Origin of the sequence: Pseudomonas sp. GD03862 (assembly GCF_029840855.1) — a bacterium.
In the GTDB taxonomy this organism is placed as follows: Bacteria; Pseudomonadota; Gammaproteobacteria; order Pseudomonadales; family Pseudomonadaceae; genus Aquipseudomonas; species Aquipseudomonas alloputida.
Genome location: NZ_JAOCDI010000016.1, coordinates 84,301 through 101,486 on the forward strand (window position 1 = coordinate 84,301; position 17,186 = coordinate 101,486).

Annotated in this window: 12 protein-coding genes; all 12 read right to left on the reverse strand. The window is 56.5% G+C overall.

Going from position 1 to position 17,186, the window contains the following annotated elements; genetic code table 11:
- Positions 1-203: 203 nt before the first annotated feature.
- Positions 204-1,082 carry a hypothetical protein gene (locus tag N5D53_RS13000; protein WP_174369812.1) on the reverse strand — a complete coding sequence of 293 codons (879 nt, stop codon included), beginning with the start codon at positions 1,080-1,082 and terminating at the stop codon, positions 204-206.
- Positions 1,079-2,830, reverse strand: coding sequence for an AAA family ATPase (locus tag N5D53_RS13005; protein ID WP_019438959.1), 1,752 nt, complete (start codon positions 2,828-2,830; stop codon positions 1,079-1,081). The genes N5D53_RS13000 and N5D53_RS13005 overlap by 4 nt, the downstream gene beginning before the upstream one ends.
- Before the next feature lies 1 nt (position 2,831).
- A complete protein-coding gene (locus N5D53_RS13010; RefSeq protein WP_279840410.1) occupies positions 2,832-4,787 on the reverse strand; it encodes a restriction endonuclease subunit S in 1,956 nt (651 codons plus the stop codon).
- On the reverse strand, positions 4,787-6,565 hold the full coding sequence (locus N5D53_RS13015; RefSeq protein WP_019438957.1) for a type I restriction-modification system subunit M: 1,779 nt from the start codon (positions 6,563-6,565) through the stop codon (positions 4,787-4,789). Before N5D53_RS13015 ends, N5D53_RS13010 begins: the two co-directional genes overlap by 1 nt.
- Before the next feature lie 34 nt (positions 6,566-6,599).
- The gene (locus N5D53_RS13020) at positions 6,600-9,008 is read right to left on the reverse strand and encodes a DEAD/DEAH box helicase family protein (protein WP_019438956.1); all 2,409 of its coding nucleotides are present in this window, start codon (positions 9,006-9,008) and stop codon (positions 6,600-6,602) included.
- Between the two features lie 443 nt (positions 9,009-9,451).
- On the reverse strand, positions 9,452-10,489 hold the full coding sequence (locus N5D53_RS13025; protein WP_279840411.1) for an Ldh family oxidoreductase: 1,038 nt from the start codon (positions 10,487-10,489) through the stop codon (positions 9,452-9,454).
- Between the two features lie 153 nt (positions 10,490-10,642).
- Entirely contained in the window at positions 10,643-11,476 is an 834-nt protein-coding gene (locus N5D53_RS13030) for a transporter substrate-binding domain-containing protein (protein WP_004576158.1), read from the reverse strand.
- Positions 11,477-11,533: 57 nt separating this feature from the next.
- Positions 11,534-12,193, reverse strand: a complete 660-nt coding sequence (locus N5D53_RS13035; RefSeq protein ID WP_004576157.1) for an amino acid ABC transporter permease — start codon at positions 12,191-12,193, stop codon at positions 11,534-11,536.
- Entirely contained in the window at positions 12,190-12,831 is a 642-nt protein-coding gene (locus N5D53_RS13040; RefSeq protein ID WP_004576156.1) for an amino acid ABC transporter permease, read from the reverse strand. The genes N5D53_RS13035 and N5D53_RS13040 overlap by 4 nt, the downstream gene beginning before the upstream one ends.
- Positions 12,831-13,640, reverse strand: coding sequence for an amino acid ABC transporter ATP-binding protein (locus N5D53_RS13045; protein WP_192907650.1), 810 nt, complete (start codon positions 13,638-13,640; stop codon positions 12,831-12,833). Before N5D53_RS13045 ends, N5D53_RS13040 begins: the two co-directional genes overlap by 1 nt.
- A 13-nt stretch (positions 13,641-13,653) precedes the next feature.
- Positions 13,654-14,961 carry a Xaa-Pro peptidase family protein gene (locus N5D53_RS13050; RefSeq protein ID WP_279840413.1) on the reverse strand — a complete coding sequence of 436 codons (1,308 nt, stop codon included), beginning with the start codon at positions 14,959-14,961 and terminating at the stop codon, positions 13,654-13,656.
- 101 nt (positions 14,962-15,062) lie between these two features.
- On the reverse strand, positions 15,063-17,099 hold the full coding sequence (locus N5D53_RS13055; RefSeq protein ID WP_279840414.1) for an NADH:flavin oxidoreductase: 2,037 nt from the start codon (positions 17,097-17,099) through the stop codon (positions 15,063-15,065).
- Between the last annotated feature and the right edge of the window lie 87 nt (positions 17,100-17,186).

Sequence of the window (17,186 nt, forward strand, 5' to 3'; positions counted from 1 at the left end):
GTGCCAAATCATCAGATTCAACCCTAAAATTATTACTGCCCTTTGATTCGAATACACGGCCCTTACGCTCAAGCGTAAGGGCCTTTACTTTCCAGTAAATAACCCCATCGCTGTAAGCGTTCTTGCGCTACTCTCCTGCCTCGATGATTCACATTGAAGCTCTTGTCCAGTTAAATCAGAATCCAACTGGAAACTGTGCATGGCTAACTCACTAGCTTGGTAAGAAGCGGTTCATTACGAAAAATCACGCACCAGCGAGCCACGGCTGATAACTCAGCGGTCCGACTGGTCATTTCTCGAATTCGAGCGCGTACTTCTAATAGCTTTGCTTTGGCGGCTGGATTATTACCACCACACCGTGCTTTAGCTGTCCTGAAATCTTCAATCAGGCCATCTACTTTCTGCCAAATCTTTCTACGTTCTTCAGCTAGTGGAACATGATCATTAAGCTTCAGTCGACTAACTGTTTCTTGAACACGCTTTTGATCCCACTCAGATGTACCAGGCATAGGAATAACTTTTCCCTCTTCGTCGAATGCAATCAAATCAACATCGTCGTCGTCAATTGGATCGAGCAAGTAGCGGGTTTCAGACTCCTCACATGGATCAGCGAAGGATGAACACAAGGACCCATCCCTGAGCGGAAACCAGCCACCTTTTTTTCGGTTACCTACATTGCCGCAGGCGCGGAAATTCATGTAATCGAAAGCCAGCCACCAGTAGCCGTCACGCACAGAGGCATCAAGCGCCTTCGCCTCTTTTTTAGGGCGAAAATGCTCAACGTCATAGTGCGAATACAACTCACGGACCTCTGAGAACCAGCACTTCCCAGCTGACAAAGCCAGTAACCATTCTTTCAGTGCTCCCCAGTGCCCGCTGTTTGCATCGATCAGAGCATTTCGCTCTTCACGTCTACCCGCTGAGTCCAGCTCTGCCAACTCAGCAACCAATCGTATTGACTTGGTTAACCATGCATCCCACCTTTCCTGTGTCCAGGGAATCCACTGCTGAGTGGTGGCGCTTGGGTCCCAATTCGGGATACTTGTAGTAGGCAGTCGGCCTTTGAGGTCGATCCAAATCACTGGGACGCCTCCTCGCGCAAAATCTCGTCGATAATCGAGTCAGCAATTGCGTCTTTTTCAGCGAGCTCTTCCGGTGTTAACACAGGTTTCCGGAATCGACGATGTTGCGCCATCTTGCGAACGAATAACGCATAATCCGGATCACGGAAATCAGCAGTGGAAAAGCCCAAATCAGCCAGCTCGGCGGACAACCTGCTCAACTCAGCTTCTTCTGCCGATGTGCGTGGCGACCTCACAAACAGCTCATTACGACGGAACAGGCGACGCTCCGTTTCAATGTCCAGCGTGGATGACAAGCCAAATAATTCGCTTTTGAGCAGCCCTGTTACGCCCATGCCCTGTGGGTGTTCATCAGGGATATCCACCACCGTGCGATTAGCATTGCGACGCAGGATGTGCACCTGTTCACGTTTGAGGCTACCCACCATCATCGGATCGTGGGTGGTGATGAGTATTTGCGATTCACCTTGCATGAGCGCTCCATCGTCTGAAGTCAGCACGCCCTCAATATCGTCGAAGTAGCGCAACTTCCAAATCGGATTAAGGTGTGTGTCCGGCTCATCAAGTAGGAATAGGCAATGGTCCTCCCGGGTGATGCGCATTAAGCCCAGCACGGTGAGCATTTGCAGTTCACCTTCGGAGAGCTGGGTGAAGCTAACTTTTCCGCCGTGTTCGTCGCGTTTCTTGACGGTAATGCGCACTTCGTCGATCAGGTCACCGATGTAGGCACCCTCGGCATAGCGGAAAAAGCTGTCCGTGCTGCCGACCAATTCGCCCAGTTCTTTGAGTTTTTCCTGGCACGGCACAAACAAATAAAGCTGCTTTTGATTCTCCGTTCGACCCCGGAAGTCAATCTGTTTTATAGCCTCTTGCTCAATCGGCGCCCATGCCACTTGCCAGAGCTTATCGAGAAACTCACTCACGACATTTCCACGCGCATACCAGAAGCGCGGGTCGCCTTCGCTCAATTCATGTTCGTCGAACTTTCCGCCACGGCGTTTTTCGCGCAAGCGATGCGGTTCTTTCAAAACGAACAGCGCAGACTCAAGTGATTCGATATGCAGGTTCTTGAGAACCTTCTGAAACACCGGGTCGTCGGACAGCAAACACGCAAGCAAAACCAACTGGCTGTGACCACCACGACAGTAGAACAAGCGGCGCAGACGGTCATCACCTGCCTGCTTCAATCGAGACTCACGGCGGCGTTTGGCGTCTTCCACCGCTCGGATATCCGCCTCGGAGCCGGTAAAGTTATCCAATAGCTGTTCCGACAGAACTTCGTCAGTAGTGATTTCCTGACGCTGGTTAAAGCGGCGCTGATGCTCCTGAAACAAGGCTTCGATTCGCTCATTACGGCCCGAATAATAAGCAAAGATATGTGCTGGCAGCAGTCCGCGGTTTTTTAGCAGGTAGCCCTGCGTTTCCGCTTCATCATCCACCCACACAAAGGGGCGCTTCTGCTTGGTAATATTGGCCATGATGCGCACGGCATGACCACGGATGCGGTATTCCAACGTGTAATCAAACGCCGCGTCACGATCCAGATCAACATCGCGGAAGATGGTGATCAGCGCCTCGATCAAGTTGGACTTTCCGGTGCCATTTTGACCGATCAGTGCGTGGCTGCGGATGAGTTTTAGTGGCGCATCCTCAGCCACATCCACAGCAGGCTGCAAGTGCGAGTCGAAGGCGATATCAAGATCGCGCAGATTGCGAAAAACCGGGATACGAATGCGCTGCAGTTGCATATCAGACGCTCCCCGCATCGGCTAGGTTTTCGCGCATTTCGGCGGGCGCAGGTTCCAGAATCCAGCCGTGAGCCACCTCGGTTTTCAACTGCGCGTAAAAGGCATCAACCTCACCACCGAAGCGCTGCCATAAATCCTTGGCACTCATTTCGCCATCGTGGCGGACCAGAATGGTCGCAAGGGGAGCTTGAGCTTTGATATCGGGTACCGTGCCCAATCGCAGCGGGGCGATCAACTCGGTTTGCGGAGCTTTCATGGGGTCCTCCTGTTCTTCGATGGCGATACCGGTGAAGGCTGCCACAGTTGCACCTGAGAGCGATGAAGCCAGGCGCTGCTTTCTCTCCAACTGCTCTCGCCACACGACTGCTTTGTCCGTAAGCACCTCAAGCGTGGCCAAAACTGCTCGCTGCTCATCAAGCGGAGGAATGGGCATTGGGAAGCTTCGAAGCTGCGTCATATTGATCGACGCCAGATTGGTAGTTTGCTTTGAAGCTCCGGCGAAGTAGTCGCGACCGACACCGGAATTGAATACGAGCTCGACCCATTCATTGAGCAATGACAATGACGGCACGCGGGCCTTAAAAACATGGTTCTGGTGAATACAATTTTCCAACCCACCTGGCCAGATGGCAGTGCGACCAACCTTGTCCCAGTCTCCCCCCTCAGTGACCAGTAAATCCCCCTCTTTCACGAGATATTTATTCAGCTCTTCTTTTCCAATCTGGATTGTCTTCAGCGCAGAGAGCTTAAAAAATCCACGCTGGACGTTTGCAACCGATAAATAAGGGCATGTCACCACATCACGGCCGCGCAAGTTACGGCCTTTAGTCACACCCCCAATTACTACTGCTGTCTTATCAAATGGCGCGATAGCCCAGTGCTCTGGATACACAACATCCGAGTCTGCAACTGAAATGAGTTTCTGGCGCCGCATCAAACCTGACGCAATGTATTGCTCCCGCAAGCTATCGCAATCCGCTACGACTCTATCCACAGGCGAAGGCGATGTTGATGGCAAGGAAAGCAAACCACGGACAGCCATGTTTTTAAGTTCCGCCAGGAACTCATCCACATCTTCCGGCGCATGAAATAGCTGTTCAAATATTTCGACCAGTCGCGTCCAGGAGGTTTGTAGTTCGTGCGGGCTGGCGGCGTTGGCAACGGCTTGCAGAGTGGACTGGCGCAGATTGTGTTGTAGTTTAAGGCGCGCTCGATGTTGCGTTTCCAGCGTACAGCACAAAGCCATCAACTCATCGACTTTAGCGACGATTCGGATTTGTTCATCCAAAGGTGGCAAAACGGCGGGCAGCGCCAACAGTTGATCCTGCTTGATTCCAGCAACAGTAGTACCAGTCCCCTTGACCTCACGGGTTTTATAGAGAATCAGGAAAAAATCAGCATCAACCTCCTTCGGCAGTTCTAGTGCCTTGAGGTCTTGATTAATGGCTAGCGCAACACGGTTGATTGCAATTTTTCCAAGCCCCATACGCGTGCAAACTATGACTCGACCAGGAGGAATCAAGCTTGAGGAACTATTGTTTAGGCCCTCTTCAGTAATATGGTCTTCAGAATCATCCAAGAACTTCAGTTCTTTCATGTCCTTCACGCTTACCCACGGGATATTACCTCCCCAATAGGCAGGCTGACTTTTGGATGGCGTTCCACCACCCGTAATGGTGAGTGCCAAGTCACCTAGTCGACAAACTGCCCAATGAGATGGGGCTCTGACAGCTGCACGTGAAATCGAGGATTGCTTACGTACTACTTTCTTTTTTTCAGTGTGCTCTCGCTTTTGATGGTCAATGGCAGCAAGTAATGGTAATGCGTCGACCGGAGATTCAGAGGCTACCAAGTCACCTGATACGGCGAGATGTAATATAAGATCTTTAAGCTGCGAAATACCGCCCGGCGCATTGGCAATATGCCCAAACTCTGCCAAAAACTGCTGCGAATTCATCAGACGTCCTCGCCTACAAAGTGATGAGCCAGTGCGGCGGCGAGTTCGCTCTTGAGTTGGTTTTCGGTTTCTTCGATTTCACCCAGCAGTTTTTTGTACTTATCCAGCAGTAAGTCCGGGTCGTGCGTTTCTTCTTCCGGCGCATTGGGGTTTTTGATGTCGAGGTTAAAAATCGGCCAGTAGATGCGGTCGGCTGTTGCTTGCGCATCACGCGCTTGCAGGCGTAACGGTTCGGCCTTGGCGCGCAACTCAGCTATCTGTGCGTCGATCTTTTCGCGGTAGGCGGCGTCGGTGGTACCAACGAGGCTCTTGCGCAATTCACCAGCTTCGCCTTCCAGCGCAGAGGCCTGGTTGTTCAGTTCATCAGCGCGTTTCCAGTAAGGTTGCGCAGCCGCATCAGCTTGCTCGCGCTTAGTTTTGAAATCCACCTTCCAGGCGAACTCGTTCTCCACGCGGTCAGCAAAATCGTTATGCTCGCTACCCCACCATTCCTGCACGGGTTTGAACTCTTCTAACCGGATAGGCTTGGTTTTGGAATAGCTCTTGTAACCTGCCGGGTAGGGGTGCTCGTAGAACCAAATAGTGTCAGTGTGAAAGTGTTCGGTGCCATCATTCACCGTGACGCCCTTGGTGAAGAACAGCAGATTGGTCTTGATAGTGGTGTAAGGGGCAAATACACCCTTGGGCAGACGGATGATAGTGTGTAGTTTACAGTCTCGCAGCATCAACTTTTTAAGCGCGCCTTTAATGCCATCGCCAAACAGAAAGCCATCAGGTAGCACCACTGCGGCGCGGCCGTTCTCTTTCAACAGCTTTTTGATGATGAGTGCCATGAACATATCGGCGGTTTCGCGGGTGCGCAGATCGGCTGGGTAGTCGCTGCCGACGCCGTCATCTTCATAGCCCCCAAAGGGCGGGTTGGTGACGATGCAATCGACCTTTTTGTTTGCATTCCAATCGTTCCAGCCAATACCCAGTGTGTTTTTATGCTCAATCTGGCTGGGTACGTCGATACCATGCAGCAGCATGTTGGTAGTACACAACAGGTGGGGCAGCTGCTTTTTTTCGATGCCGTGGATCAGCTCTTCAATGGCGCGTTTGTCTTCGGCGCTGGATTTGGCGGTGAGCTGGTTACGGAAGTGGTCGATAGCAGCGGTCAAGAAGCCGCCCGTACCGCAGGCTGGGTCCATCACCGTTTCTCGCTTGTCCAGACGCGGGTTTACGCGGTCTGCCATGAAGGCAGTGATGGCGCGCGGAGTGTAGAATTCGCCCGCGTTGCCTGCACCGCGCAGGTCGTTGAGCATTTGCTCGTAGACATCTCCCAGGCTGGCGCGGGTTTTGAAGTCGTGGAAGTTGATCGCGTCTTCCAACTTTTCGATCACGGCCAGCATCTGCGAGCCGGATTTCATATAGTTGTTGGCGTCGCGGAAAACTTCGCGAATGACTTTATGCTGGGGGCTGCTATCTGCGTCGATCTTGTCCTTTAGAGAAGGAAACAGTTCGTTGTTAACGAAACTAATCACCTCGCTGCCAGCGGTCTGCGGCTTCTTCTTGCCTTCACCATCGTCCTTATAAGCCGCCCAGTTACGCCAGCGGAAGCGCTCCGGGATGGGTGACTGGTAGCCTGGGATGTCGTCCTCCCACTCCTCTTCGCGCTGATCGAACACTTTGAGGAAGAGCATCCAGGTGAGCTGACCGAGACGCTGGGCATCGCCGTCGACGCCGTCGTCCTTGCGCATGATGTCCTGAATGGACTTGATGGTACTGCTCAGATTCATTAAGTTTTCTCAAATCGTTCGGCCTGAGCGATGCTCAAGCCTGCTTTTGTTCGGGTATGTCGTAGAGTGCTTGCTCAAGCTCTTGCACAGCTTGAGTGTATTTCTCGACGCTACCGAAAATGCCACGTCGGATTTGGGTTTTGCTGCCAAACTGGTCGAACGGGGGCAATTCCAGCACCTTGGTGTCTTCGATATCCTGCACTCCGTGGTCGGCGAACTTCTCGAGCAGGGCCTCCAACACGAGACGAGCTCGCTCACCGTATTTCCCGAAAATGTCTCGCTTTTTCACGTTGTTGGCTCGCTCGCGACGAGTGAGTGGTTCTTGGTCAAAGGCGACATGTGAAACCAGATCGAAGACATCCAGCTCACTGCCATTGACGACGGCCTGCCTTAAGATTTCCAGAGGTATTCCATGCTCGACAAGCTCTTCAAGCACAGCGCGCTTGCGCTCCGCACCGCTCCAGCGGCGCAGAAAATCGGCGAGAGTCCCGAATTCAGCTTGCAATGCTTTCTTGATGTCGCCCCTGAGTAGGACCCGATAGTCCTCGGTGATGAGATGACCGTCGCAATCGAGGTATTGGGAGCGCTCAACAGCCAAGCACACATTTACATCGTCAAGCACGTACTTGACGCGGCCCTCGCTACCACCTCCGAGCAGTATACCTTCGCCAGCGTGATAGGGTGGCAGATCGACCTCGTCGATACCAGGCGGATTACCTTCATCTGGAGGCATCACGGGATCGTCGGGCCCAGGCTCATAGATCGAAGCTGGATCACCGTCAAAATCTGGGTCGGCGAACAAGCGGGTGGAGCCCTTGAAGTCCATGATCGTGAAATAGAGTTTTTGGTAGTCTTCGCGCAGACGAGTACCACGCCCGATAATCTGTTTAAATTCAGTCATCGAGGTGATGTTCTGGTCAAGCACAATCAGTTTGCAGGACTTCGCGTCTACCCCGGTAGTGAGTAGTTTCGACGTGGTAGCGATGACAGGGAATGGCTCGTCGTTGTCAATGAAGTAGGAGAGCTGTGCTTTGCCTTCATTGTCGTCGCCAGTGATTCGCATGACATAGCGGCGATTGCTGGCGGCGGCCGGAATTAGCTTCACCAGCTCCTGACGCATGCGCTCGGCATGGTCCTGATCATCACAAAAAACGATGGTTTTAGCCATTGGGTCAGTGGCTTTTAGGTATTCCCAAACTCTGCCTGCCACAAGCTTGGTGCGATTTTCAATCACGATGGCGCGGTCGAAATCCTTGGTGTTGTATTGACGGTGCTCAACGGCCTGGCCTAGTTTGTCGCGTTTACCATTTTCCGGTGTGTAACCTACCGCGTCTAGATCAGTGGCGATACGGATTACCTTGTATGGAGCGAGAAACCCATCTTCGATGCCTTGCTTAAGCGAATAGGTGTAAATTGGGTCGCCAAAGTAGTTGACATTGCTGACTTCCTTGGTTTCTTTGGGGGTCGCTGTCATCCCTAGATGGGTAGCGTCGCTGAAGTAATCAAGAACAACCCGCCACGCTGAATCTTCAGCCGCACTGCCACGATGGCATTCGTCAATTACGATCAAGTCAAAGAAGTCTGCTGGAAACTGCCGGTAGATCTGCTTCCATTCCTCCTTTCCGGTTACTGCCTGGTACAAGGCAAGATAGATCTCGTAGTTCCGTTTGATCTCGCGGTTAGTGACCTTGTGCATTACCTCGCCGAATGGGGCGAAGTCCTGCTGCATGGCCTGGTCGACCAGGATGTTGCGGTCGGCTAAAAATAATATGCGTTTCTTGGATTTAGCTTTCCACAGCCGCCAGATGATCTGGAAAGCAGTGTAGGTTTTCCCTGTGCCTGTGGCCATGACCAACAACACTCGCTGCTGACCCTTAGCAACAGCTTCGACAGCTCGGTTTATGGCCACGCGTTGGTAGTAGCGCGGTTCGCGTCCGCTGCCATCGGTGTAAAACGGTTGCTCGATCAGCTTGACCGCTTCGGGTGCTACCAGACCTTTCCACTGTTGATACAGCGGCCAAAGATCTTCCTGTGAGGGAAACTCGCTGAGCGGAAGCTCGCGCTCGATGGGCTGTGTGAGGCCTGTGCGGTCGTGGATCAGGAAACCATTGCCGTTACTACTAATGGCGAACGGGACGTCCAGCATCTCGGCATAGGCTAATGCCTGCTGCATGCCGTGACCGACAGAGAATTTAGCCTGCTTAACCTCAACGATGGCAATCGGAACATTGGGACGAGCGTAGAGCACAAAATCGGCGCGTTTGGGACCGCCTTTGGCTTCGGGATTCTTAATACGCGACGCGAGCTTGCCACGCACCATCACGCGGCCATCAGTGAGATTCACTTCCTCACGGAAATGATGCTGTTGCCAGCCAGCCTGCTGAATTGCTGGAGTGATGAATTTTGTGCATATATCCCGCTCAGACAGCTGCTTCTTGTCCATGACGCATACCTAGAGAACGGCCCAGTTAAAATCCGAAACTATCGTGTAGCCAGTCTCAGTTGGCAATCAGAAATGATACATCAGAATGATTATCACGTACGCAAAGGGTGACCCGGGGGCTAATGGCGGGACAGCAAGCTCATTGCTCGAAGCACCCAATCGACATTGACAAATGTGAAAATATACCGCCATTCACACGCTTGGCTGGCGTAGAATCCAATGGTGATATCGAGATGAATTTCTTTGACAAAGAGCAAACGTTCGGAGATCAAGCAGAATCCCATCGGACGATTCGATCGCGACTTTACGCATTTCAGATCAAATAGGTACTCCAAAAAGCATTCCAAGCAATTACCAGAACCAGAAAAGTGCATAACAATCAAGAACTTAAACCAACAGTTCAGATTACCCCGGCTCAGCTACAGCCCTCCCGATCCGGTAGGCTACCGCAGCCGGCGATGGCAAAGGATGTAACTACCCCAACTGCCCCTAAACGCATCGTACGCCGCTAACGGCAAGCTGATGCCCTCACGAACCGCTCGAGCATAAGCTTCCTCTTTCCCCTTCCCCGGCAAGTAAACCCCCAAGGCTTCAAGCCGAGCCATCTGCTCATCCAACCGTGAAGCAAAGCACTCATCCAGCAACCTGGGAGCAATACCAACCACCAGCATCCCAGCCCCAGGCGATTCACTACCAGCACGGAAATCCGCTGCATCCAACGACCAATTGGCCCCCGTCACCCCCGCCGCAAGCACCTCAACCATCAACGCAATATTAGCCCCACGACCGCCCCCAAATGCCAGCAATGTCCCATGCAGTGCCTCCCGCGCGCTGCGCGTTTCATTCCCTTGTGCATCAACCGCCCAGCCTGCCGGTATCGCCTCCTCTGCTTCAGCGGCCCGCAGCAGGTTTACGTAAGCCGTGGCGCTGCTAGCTTGGTCAATCGCCAGTAACCGCCCCGTGTCACTGGCGGCGGCAAATGCGATGGGGTTGGTGGAGTACAGCGGCCGGCTCTGGCCGGCCACGGTGAGCAGCGGTGAGCCATTGGTGAACGCCAACGCGACCAGCCCCTCCCGCGCCAGGCGACGGGTGTAATAGCCCAACTCGCCGCAGGTGAACGCGTTGTACTGCGCAAACAGGGCGATACCCAGTTGATGCGCATTGCTGCACAGCGCTGGGAAGGCGCGATCGAACCCCAGTTGCGCAATGCCTCGGGCGGCGTCGCAGCGGATCATGGCCGGCGCGACCTGGGTCACGATGGGCTCGGCAGCCTTGGCGATTCGGCCGGTGGCAAAGCCGCTGAGGTAGTCAGGCAAATGGCCGAAACCGAGTTCGTGTTGGCCATGGGCCTGGGCTGATACGGTGGCGTTGGCAAGCGCCGAGGCCACGGCGTAGCTGGTGCCGTGGGCGAGGCAGAGCTGTTGTGCGAAGGTGGTGGCATCGGTCAGCGACAGGCGCTTTTCGGGTTTGTGGTCGTCCATGGGGGCTTCGGTGCTCTCGGGTTGAAGGTGTGCCGCAGCCTGAGACCCCGCAAGGGGCGGCGGTAGCCGCGAATGAACGATAACGCGTCATTCCTGAGAGCTCGCGGTGCGTTCATTCGCGGCTAAAGCCGCTCCTACGGGATTTGATTGTCTTTACTGAATCATCCTCGGCTCACCCACTTTTGCAGCCTCGCGGTCCAGGCCAAACGAGGCGAGGATTTCTGCGATTTCGCCCGAGGCGTGCAAGGCCTGGATGTTCTTGCCCAGTGCCTCGCCCAGGGCGGCGTTGGCCTTGGTGTACGGGAAGGCGCTCTGCCCGGGCTCAAGCGTGGCCTTGACCCGTTGATCGGGCTCGGACACCTTGATGCTCTTGCCGGGGTAGCCGCCCTTCTGCTGCGAAGAAACGGCCACCGCGAAGCTGTCCGCGCCAACCTGGATGCGCCTGGACGCCAGGTCCTGGGCCATGGCCACGGGGTTCGGGTAGAGCACCAGGTTATCGCCAAAGGCTTTCTTCAAATCGTCCACCCACAGGTAGCCTTGCACGGTGCCGATACGCTTGCCATCCAGTTCGGAAATCTTCGTGTAACCCTCATCCGAAATGATGCCCATCACGTCCAGGTACAAGGGTGCCGACAAGCCCAACGCCTTGCTGCGCTCTGCCGTGCGATACCAATCACCGATGCCGACATCGGCGCGCTTTGCCACCACTGCCTGGACGACGGCTGCCGTGTCCACCACCATGGTTTTGACTTTGAGGCATTCGCGCTCGGCGATGCGCTTGATGATCTCGCCATCCACGCCGCTCAACTGGTTGTTCGGCCCCGGTATCGAGTATGGCGGGAAGACATACGCCGCCACGGTCAGCACACCCGGGGTGATGGTTTCAAACTGGTTCGCGGGGGTGCATTCGGCCAGGGCGTACGGGGCGCCGGCCAAGGTCGAGCACAAGAACATCCAACGGGTAAAACGCTTGAATGAGCGAGTCATGACGTCACCTTTGCAATAAGAGAGCAGCAGCCGAAATCGGCGCGAGTGGATTTGTTGTTATGGCTGGCTGGGGGCCAGTCTTTTTTCCAGCGCTGCCACACCCAGGGTCGCCGGGGCGCAGACAGCGGCATACATCAAACCGGCCAGTATCAGCACCGGCATGTACTCGAACGTGGAAGAGCCAATGGAGGACGCCCGGCTGACAATTTCTGGCAGGGCGATGGTGAAACACAGCGACGAGGCCTGGAACATCATGATCGAGAACCCCAGCAGCGATGGCAGCGCCACCCGCAAGGCCTGAGGCAGGATCACAAAGCGCAGCGCGTCGAACCGGTTGAGGCCGATCACTTCAGCGGCCTCGGTTTGCCCTGCGGCCACCGACTCGATGCCACCGCGAATGATTTCACTGGTGTAGGCCGCCGTGCAGTACGCCATGGCCAGCGCAGCAGCCCAGAACGAGGTCAGGGTGAGGTTGACGCTGGGCAGGCCAAAGTAGAAATACTGCAGCAGGATCAACGCCGGTGCGCCACGCCCCAGTTCCACCACAACCAGGGAGGGGTAACGCAACCAGCGGCTCGGCGACGAAACGCCCAGTGCCAGCAACAGCCCCAGCACAACGCCCAGGCCCAGGCTCACGGCCGTGACCTGCATGGACAGCACAAAGCCCTTCCACAACTCCGGCAACCATTGCATCCACATCGTCAGCAGTTCGCTCATCGGGCAATCCTCTGTTTCAACGTGGCCGACAGCCAACGAGAGAACAAGGCCACTGGCACGCTGAGCACCAGGTACACCACCGCCGCCGCGCTGTAGACGCTCAGGCCCTGAAAGGTTTGCTGTGAAACCTGGTAAGCCTGAAAGCTGATTTCACCAACGCCAATCGTCGAGGCCACGGCCGAGTCCTTGAGCAGGCCAATGGCGTAGGTGGCTGAGGTGGGAATGGCGATACGCACCAACTGCGGCAACACCACATCGAAAAACCGTTGCGGCGCCGACAGGTTAAGCACATAGGCGGCTTCGAACTGGCCGGCGGGAATTGCCGCGAACGCACCGCGGTACACCTCGGACATATGCGCCGCCGTAATCAGTCCCAGGCCAACCACCGCTGCGGTAAACGGCGACAGGCTGATATAGCCGCCACCGATGCCGAAGAAGATGAAGAACAGCCAGACAATCGGGGGGATTGAGCGCAGGGTCAACACCAGCATGGCAGCCAGAATGCTCAGCACCTTGAACCTGGACATGCGCAGGGCACAGATGGGAAACCCCAGCACTACGCCGACACAGAATGCGAGCACGGTAACGGCAATGGTCCAAGGTATGCCGTTCAACAGCATCATCAGGATGTCTTTCATCAGCGATTCCTCACTGCCTGAAGGAACTGGATCACCCGTTCATGCTCGGGCTCGCGCATCACTCGCTGGCTCGGCCCGTGTTCGATGATGCGCCCGTCAGCCATGACCACCACCCGGTCGGACACGGTTTCGGCGAAGTGCATCTCGTGAGTCACGACAATCATCGACATGCCTTCGCCGGCCAGCTCTTTCATCACCGCCAGCACCTCCAGGCCCAGCTCGGGGTCCAGCGCCGAGGTCGGCTCATCGAACAGCATCAGCTCAGGGTCCAGTGCCAGGGCGCGGGCGATGGCGATCCGTTGCTGCTGGCCACCGGAGCAGCGCGCCGGATAATGCTGGGCCTTGTCAGCCAGCCCAACGCGTTCGAGCAGTTGCATGGAGCGGGCGTCGGCTTCTTTGGCGCTGCGGCCCAAGGTGCGGATTTGCGCCAGGCTGACGTTGCGCAGCACCGTCAGGTGCGGGAACAGGTTGAACGACTGGAACACCATGCCAATGCGCCGGCGCAACTTCAGCAGCTCTGTACGGGGCAACGCCTTGCCAGCTTCGATGTGCACGCCATCCATGCTGACCCGCCCCTTGGTCGGCGGCTCCAGTTGGTTGATGCAGCGCAGCAAGGTACTTTTGCCCGACCCACTGGGGCCGATAATGGCCACCACCTCGCCCTTGTTCATTTCAAAACACACGTCGTGCAAGACGGGGTAAGGGCCAAACTGTTTATGAATGCCTTCCAGGCGCAAGAACGGTTCGGCGCTGGCCACCGGGCGCGGCGCCAAGGTGGGTGCGGTTTCGATCACAGTCATGCTGCTCATGGTTTTGCTCCAGCTATCGATCGCCGTCGACCAAGGGTGTGCGCGAGAGTTTGATCGGCCCGTTGGCGCTGATCAGCACCTGCTCTTCGAGCTTCACCCCTTCCCCACCGCCTTGCTCACCGATGTAACTTTCCACCGACACCACCATGTTTTCCTCGAACAGGCCGTCGTACCCCCACTCGGTGAAATCCACGGCGTAGGCGACGCTGGGGTACTCGTCCACCAGCCCGACGCCGTGCAGCATCATCATGTAGCGGTTGTGCTCAAAGCGCTGGGGCACCGGCCAGCAGCGTTCGGCGAACTCGCGAAAGGACAGGCCCGGGCGCAGCAGTTCGACGTTGTGGTTGATCTGCTGCGAGGCGATGTCCAGCAAGTCGCGTTGGGCCATGGTCGGTGCCTTGCCGGGGCAGATGAAGCTGCGCGAGATGTCTGAAAGGTAACCGCCGGGCCCGACCATGTCGGTGTCGAAACAGACCATCTCACCGGCCTTGATGACCTTGTCGGTGGCGTCCTGAAACCACGGATTGGTGCGCGGCCCGGAGCTGAGCAGGCGGCTTTCGGCCCACTCTCCGCCGTGCGCGACGTTGGTGCCGTGCATGATGCTCCACAGCTGGTTTTCAGTAACCCCCGGCACCAGGCTTGTGCGCATCCGGGCAATGGCCAGGTCGCAAACGCCCATGGACACCCGGTGGCTGGCCACTTCTTCAGCCGATTTGATCAAGCGTGCCTGCTCCATCAATGGCTGCGCATCGAACAGCTCAATGCCCTGGTGTGTCAGGCGCTGCGCGCCCCAAGGGTCGCAGCGGTCGACCGCCAAGCGGCGATTGCCGCCACCGTGACGGGCCATCAGGTCCGCCACCTCCTGTGCCCAGCGCTCGGCTTTTTCCTGCACGCGGGGGCCGGCGAGGAAGTACAGCCAGGGAATCGCCGGGCGAATTTCATCGATGGTTTCAACGTGCTCGCTGTTGTGCCGGCTGCTGGTGAACTCGAACAGCACCACCGGGCCGTCGGTGGCGACGAACACATAGCGGCTGGGCGAGTGCATCACCCACAAACCAAGGTTATTGGTGTCGGTGGCATAGCGAATATTGATCGGATCGGCCAACAGAATGCCGGCGTAATCCTGGGCGCGCAGTTGCTCGCGAATGCGCTCCAGTCGGTAATGGCGCAAGGCTTTGCGATCGATGGCGGCATACGCATCGAGTAACGCCGTGTCGACCGGCGCGATGGCATGTTCAGTGACCTTGGCATCGCTGCGAAAGCGCAGGTCGCGTTCGGTTAACGCCGTGAGCAGCTCAATGGAATCAGAACCCGTTTGCATGCAACAACCTCCGCTGAGTCAGACCAACTTTCGGGGCAGTAACTAAAAGGTTTCTAAATCTGGTGACGGCTGTCTTTATTGTTGTGGGCGACGCAGGGCGGCTAGAGGTCCTTGACCAGCCGCAGGGCATCGTAGATGGCCGCATGGGTATTGCGCGACGCCACTGCATCACCAATGCGGAACAGCTGGAAGCGCCCTTCGGGGTTGCTGACAACGGTTTGCGGCTTGCCGACAATCAGGTCCATGTACTCCAAGGCACCTTCGTTGCTGGCCAGGGGTTTGAGGTCGAAATACAGCTCGTCCAGCGGCCGGGTGCCGTGGTTGACCACCACCTGATCCACCAGGCGCGTTTTGGTCAGGTCGCTGTAATCGGTGCCGATCGTGGCCAGCAATTGGTCGCCTTGTTTCTCCACGGCCTTGAGCCGGTAGGTGACGGTAAAGGTGGTGTCCAGGTGCTGTAACGCGCGCATGTAGGGAACCAGGTTCATGCCCATGACTTCTGGCGCGAACGAGCGGTCGGGGGTCATGATTTCAGTCTTGGCGCCACTGCGGGCTATGAATTCGGCGGCTTGCAGGCCGGCGTGGTCGCCCGCATCGTCGTACACCAGCACATTGCGCCCAGGCTTCACGTCGCCGGAAATGATGTCCCAGCTTGAAACCAGGAACTGATTGCCGTGCTCCAGCACTTCGGTGTGCGGCATGCCCCCAGTCGCCACGATCACCACGTCGGCGTTTTCATCGAGCACAATCGCGGTGTCTGCCCAGGTGTTGAAGTGGAACCTCACGCCAAGGCGCTCGCATTGCGCCATGCGCCAGTCGATGATGCTGATCATTTCCTTGCGCCGCTCGGACTGTGCGGTCAGGCGAATCTGCCCACCGGGTTTGTCCGCCAGCTCGTACACCACCACCTCGTGGCCGCGCTCGCCTGCCACGCGTGCCGCCTCCAGGCCACCAGGGCCGGCGCCGATTATCACCACTTTGCGCTTCTGCACAGCCTTGGGTATTTCATGAGGCATGGTGGTTTCACGCCCGGTCGCGGCGTTGTGGATGCAGTAGGCCGCGCCTGCGTTGTAAATGCGGTCCAGGCAATAGTTGGCGCCTACGCAAGGGCGGATATCGTCTTCACGGCCTTCGATGATCTTGCGCACGATGTGCGGGTCGGTCATGTGCGCGCGGGTCATGCCGACCATGTCCACCAACCCCGAGGCAATGGCATGACGCGCCGTGGCCACGTCGGGAATTTTTGCTGCATGGAAGGTCGGGAAGCCGGTCAGTGTCTTGATTTCGCCGGCAAAGTCCAGGTGCGGGGCATTGCGCATGCCCTGGATCGGGATGATGTCGGTCAGCCCGGCGTCGGTGGCGATATTGCCGCGAATCACATTGAGGAAGTCGATCATGCCACTGTCTTTCAACAGTTGAGAGATCAGCAAGCCCTCTTCTTTTTGCAGGCCACCGGCGAGCACTTCGTCCCCGGTGTAGCGAATGCCGACAATAAACTCCGGGCCCACGCGTTTGCGAATGGCCGTGAGCACATCGAAGGTGAAGCGCAGGCGGTTTTGCAGCGAGCCGCCGTACGGCCCTTCCAGTTCGTTGGTCAGTGGCGACCAGAACTGGTCCATCAAGTGGCCGTAGGCTTGCAGCTCGATACCATCCAGGCCGGCGGCCTTCATGCGTTCGGCGGCATCGGCATAGTCGCGAATGATGCGGTCGATGTCCCACTGTTCAAGCTGCTTGGGGAAGGCGCGGTGTGCGGGTTCCTGATTGTGGGAGGGCGACACCACCGGTAGCCAGTCGCCTTTGTCCCAGCGGGTACGCCGGCCCAGGTGAGTGAGCTGGATCATCACCGCTGCACCATGTTCGTGGCACTCGTCGGTCAGGTCTTTCATCCAGCCGACCACTTCGTCCTTGTAGGCCAGAATGTTGTTGAACACGGGTGGGCTGTCACGGGAGATCGCGGCGGAGCCTGCGGTCATGGTCATGGCTACGCCGGCTTTGGCACGTTCAACGTGGTAGGCACGGTAGAGCTTTTTCGGCATCCCGTCTTCCGGGTAGGCCGGTTCGTGGGAAGTGGTGATGATGCGGTTGCGCAGGGTCAAATGCTTGAGGCGATAAGGCTGAAGTAGCGGATCGTTTTTCATATCGGTCTCGCAAACAGGTCATCAGGCACGCCGACAATATGCCCCTGTGTACACAGGTGTCAATACTCTTGACGATGGTGTACAGTT

Excerpts from the sequence above, each read along its gene's own strand:
- N5D53_RS13005 (WP_019438959.1), bottom strand. The coding sequence starts at position 2,830 with ATGCAACTGCAGCGCATTCGTATCCCGGTTTTTCGCAATCTGCGCGAT.
- N5D53_RS13010 (WP_279840410.1), bottom strand. The coding sequence starts at position 4,787 with ATGAATTCGCAGCAGTTTTTGGCAGAGTTTGGGCATATTGCCAATGCG.
- N5D53_RS13015 (WP_019438957.1), bottom strand. The coding sequence starts at position 6,565 with ATGAATCTGAGCAGTACCATCAAGTCCATTCAGGACATCATGCGCAAG.
- N5D53_RS13020 (WP_019438956.1), bottom strand. The coding sequence starts at position 9,008 with ATGGACAAGAAGCAGCTGTCTGAGCGGGATATATGCACAAAATTCATC.
- N5D53_RS13025 (WP_279840411.1), bottom strand. The coding sequence starts at position 10,489 with ATGGACGACCACAAACCCGAAAAGCGCCTGTCGCTGACCGATGCCACC.
- N5D53_RS13030 (WP_004576158.1), bottom strand. The coding sequence starts at position 11,476 with ATGACTCGCTCATTCAAGCGTTTTACCCGTTGGATGTTCTTGTGCTCG.
- N5D53_RS13035 (WP_004576157.1), bottom strand. The coding sequence starts at position 12,193 with ATGAGCGAACTGCTGACGATGTGGATGCAATGGTTGCCGGAGTTGTGG.
- N5D53_RS13040 (WP_004576156.1), bottom strand. The coding sequence starts at position 12,831 with ATGAAAGACATCCTGATGATGCTGTTGAACGGCATACCTTGGACCATT.
- N5D53_RS13045 (WP_192907650.1), bottom strand. The coding sequence starts at position 13,640 with ATGAGCAGCATGACTGTGATCGAAACCGCACCCACCTTGGCGCCGCGC.
- N5D53_RS13050 (WP_279840413.1), bottom strand. The coding sequence starts at position 14,961 with ATGCAAACGGGTTCTGATTCCATTGAGCTGCTCACGGCGTTAACCGAA.
- N5D53_RS13055 (WP_279840414.1), bottom strand. The coding sequence starts at position 17,099 with ATGAAAAACGATCCGCTACTTCAGCCTTATCGCCTCAAGCATTTGACC.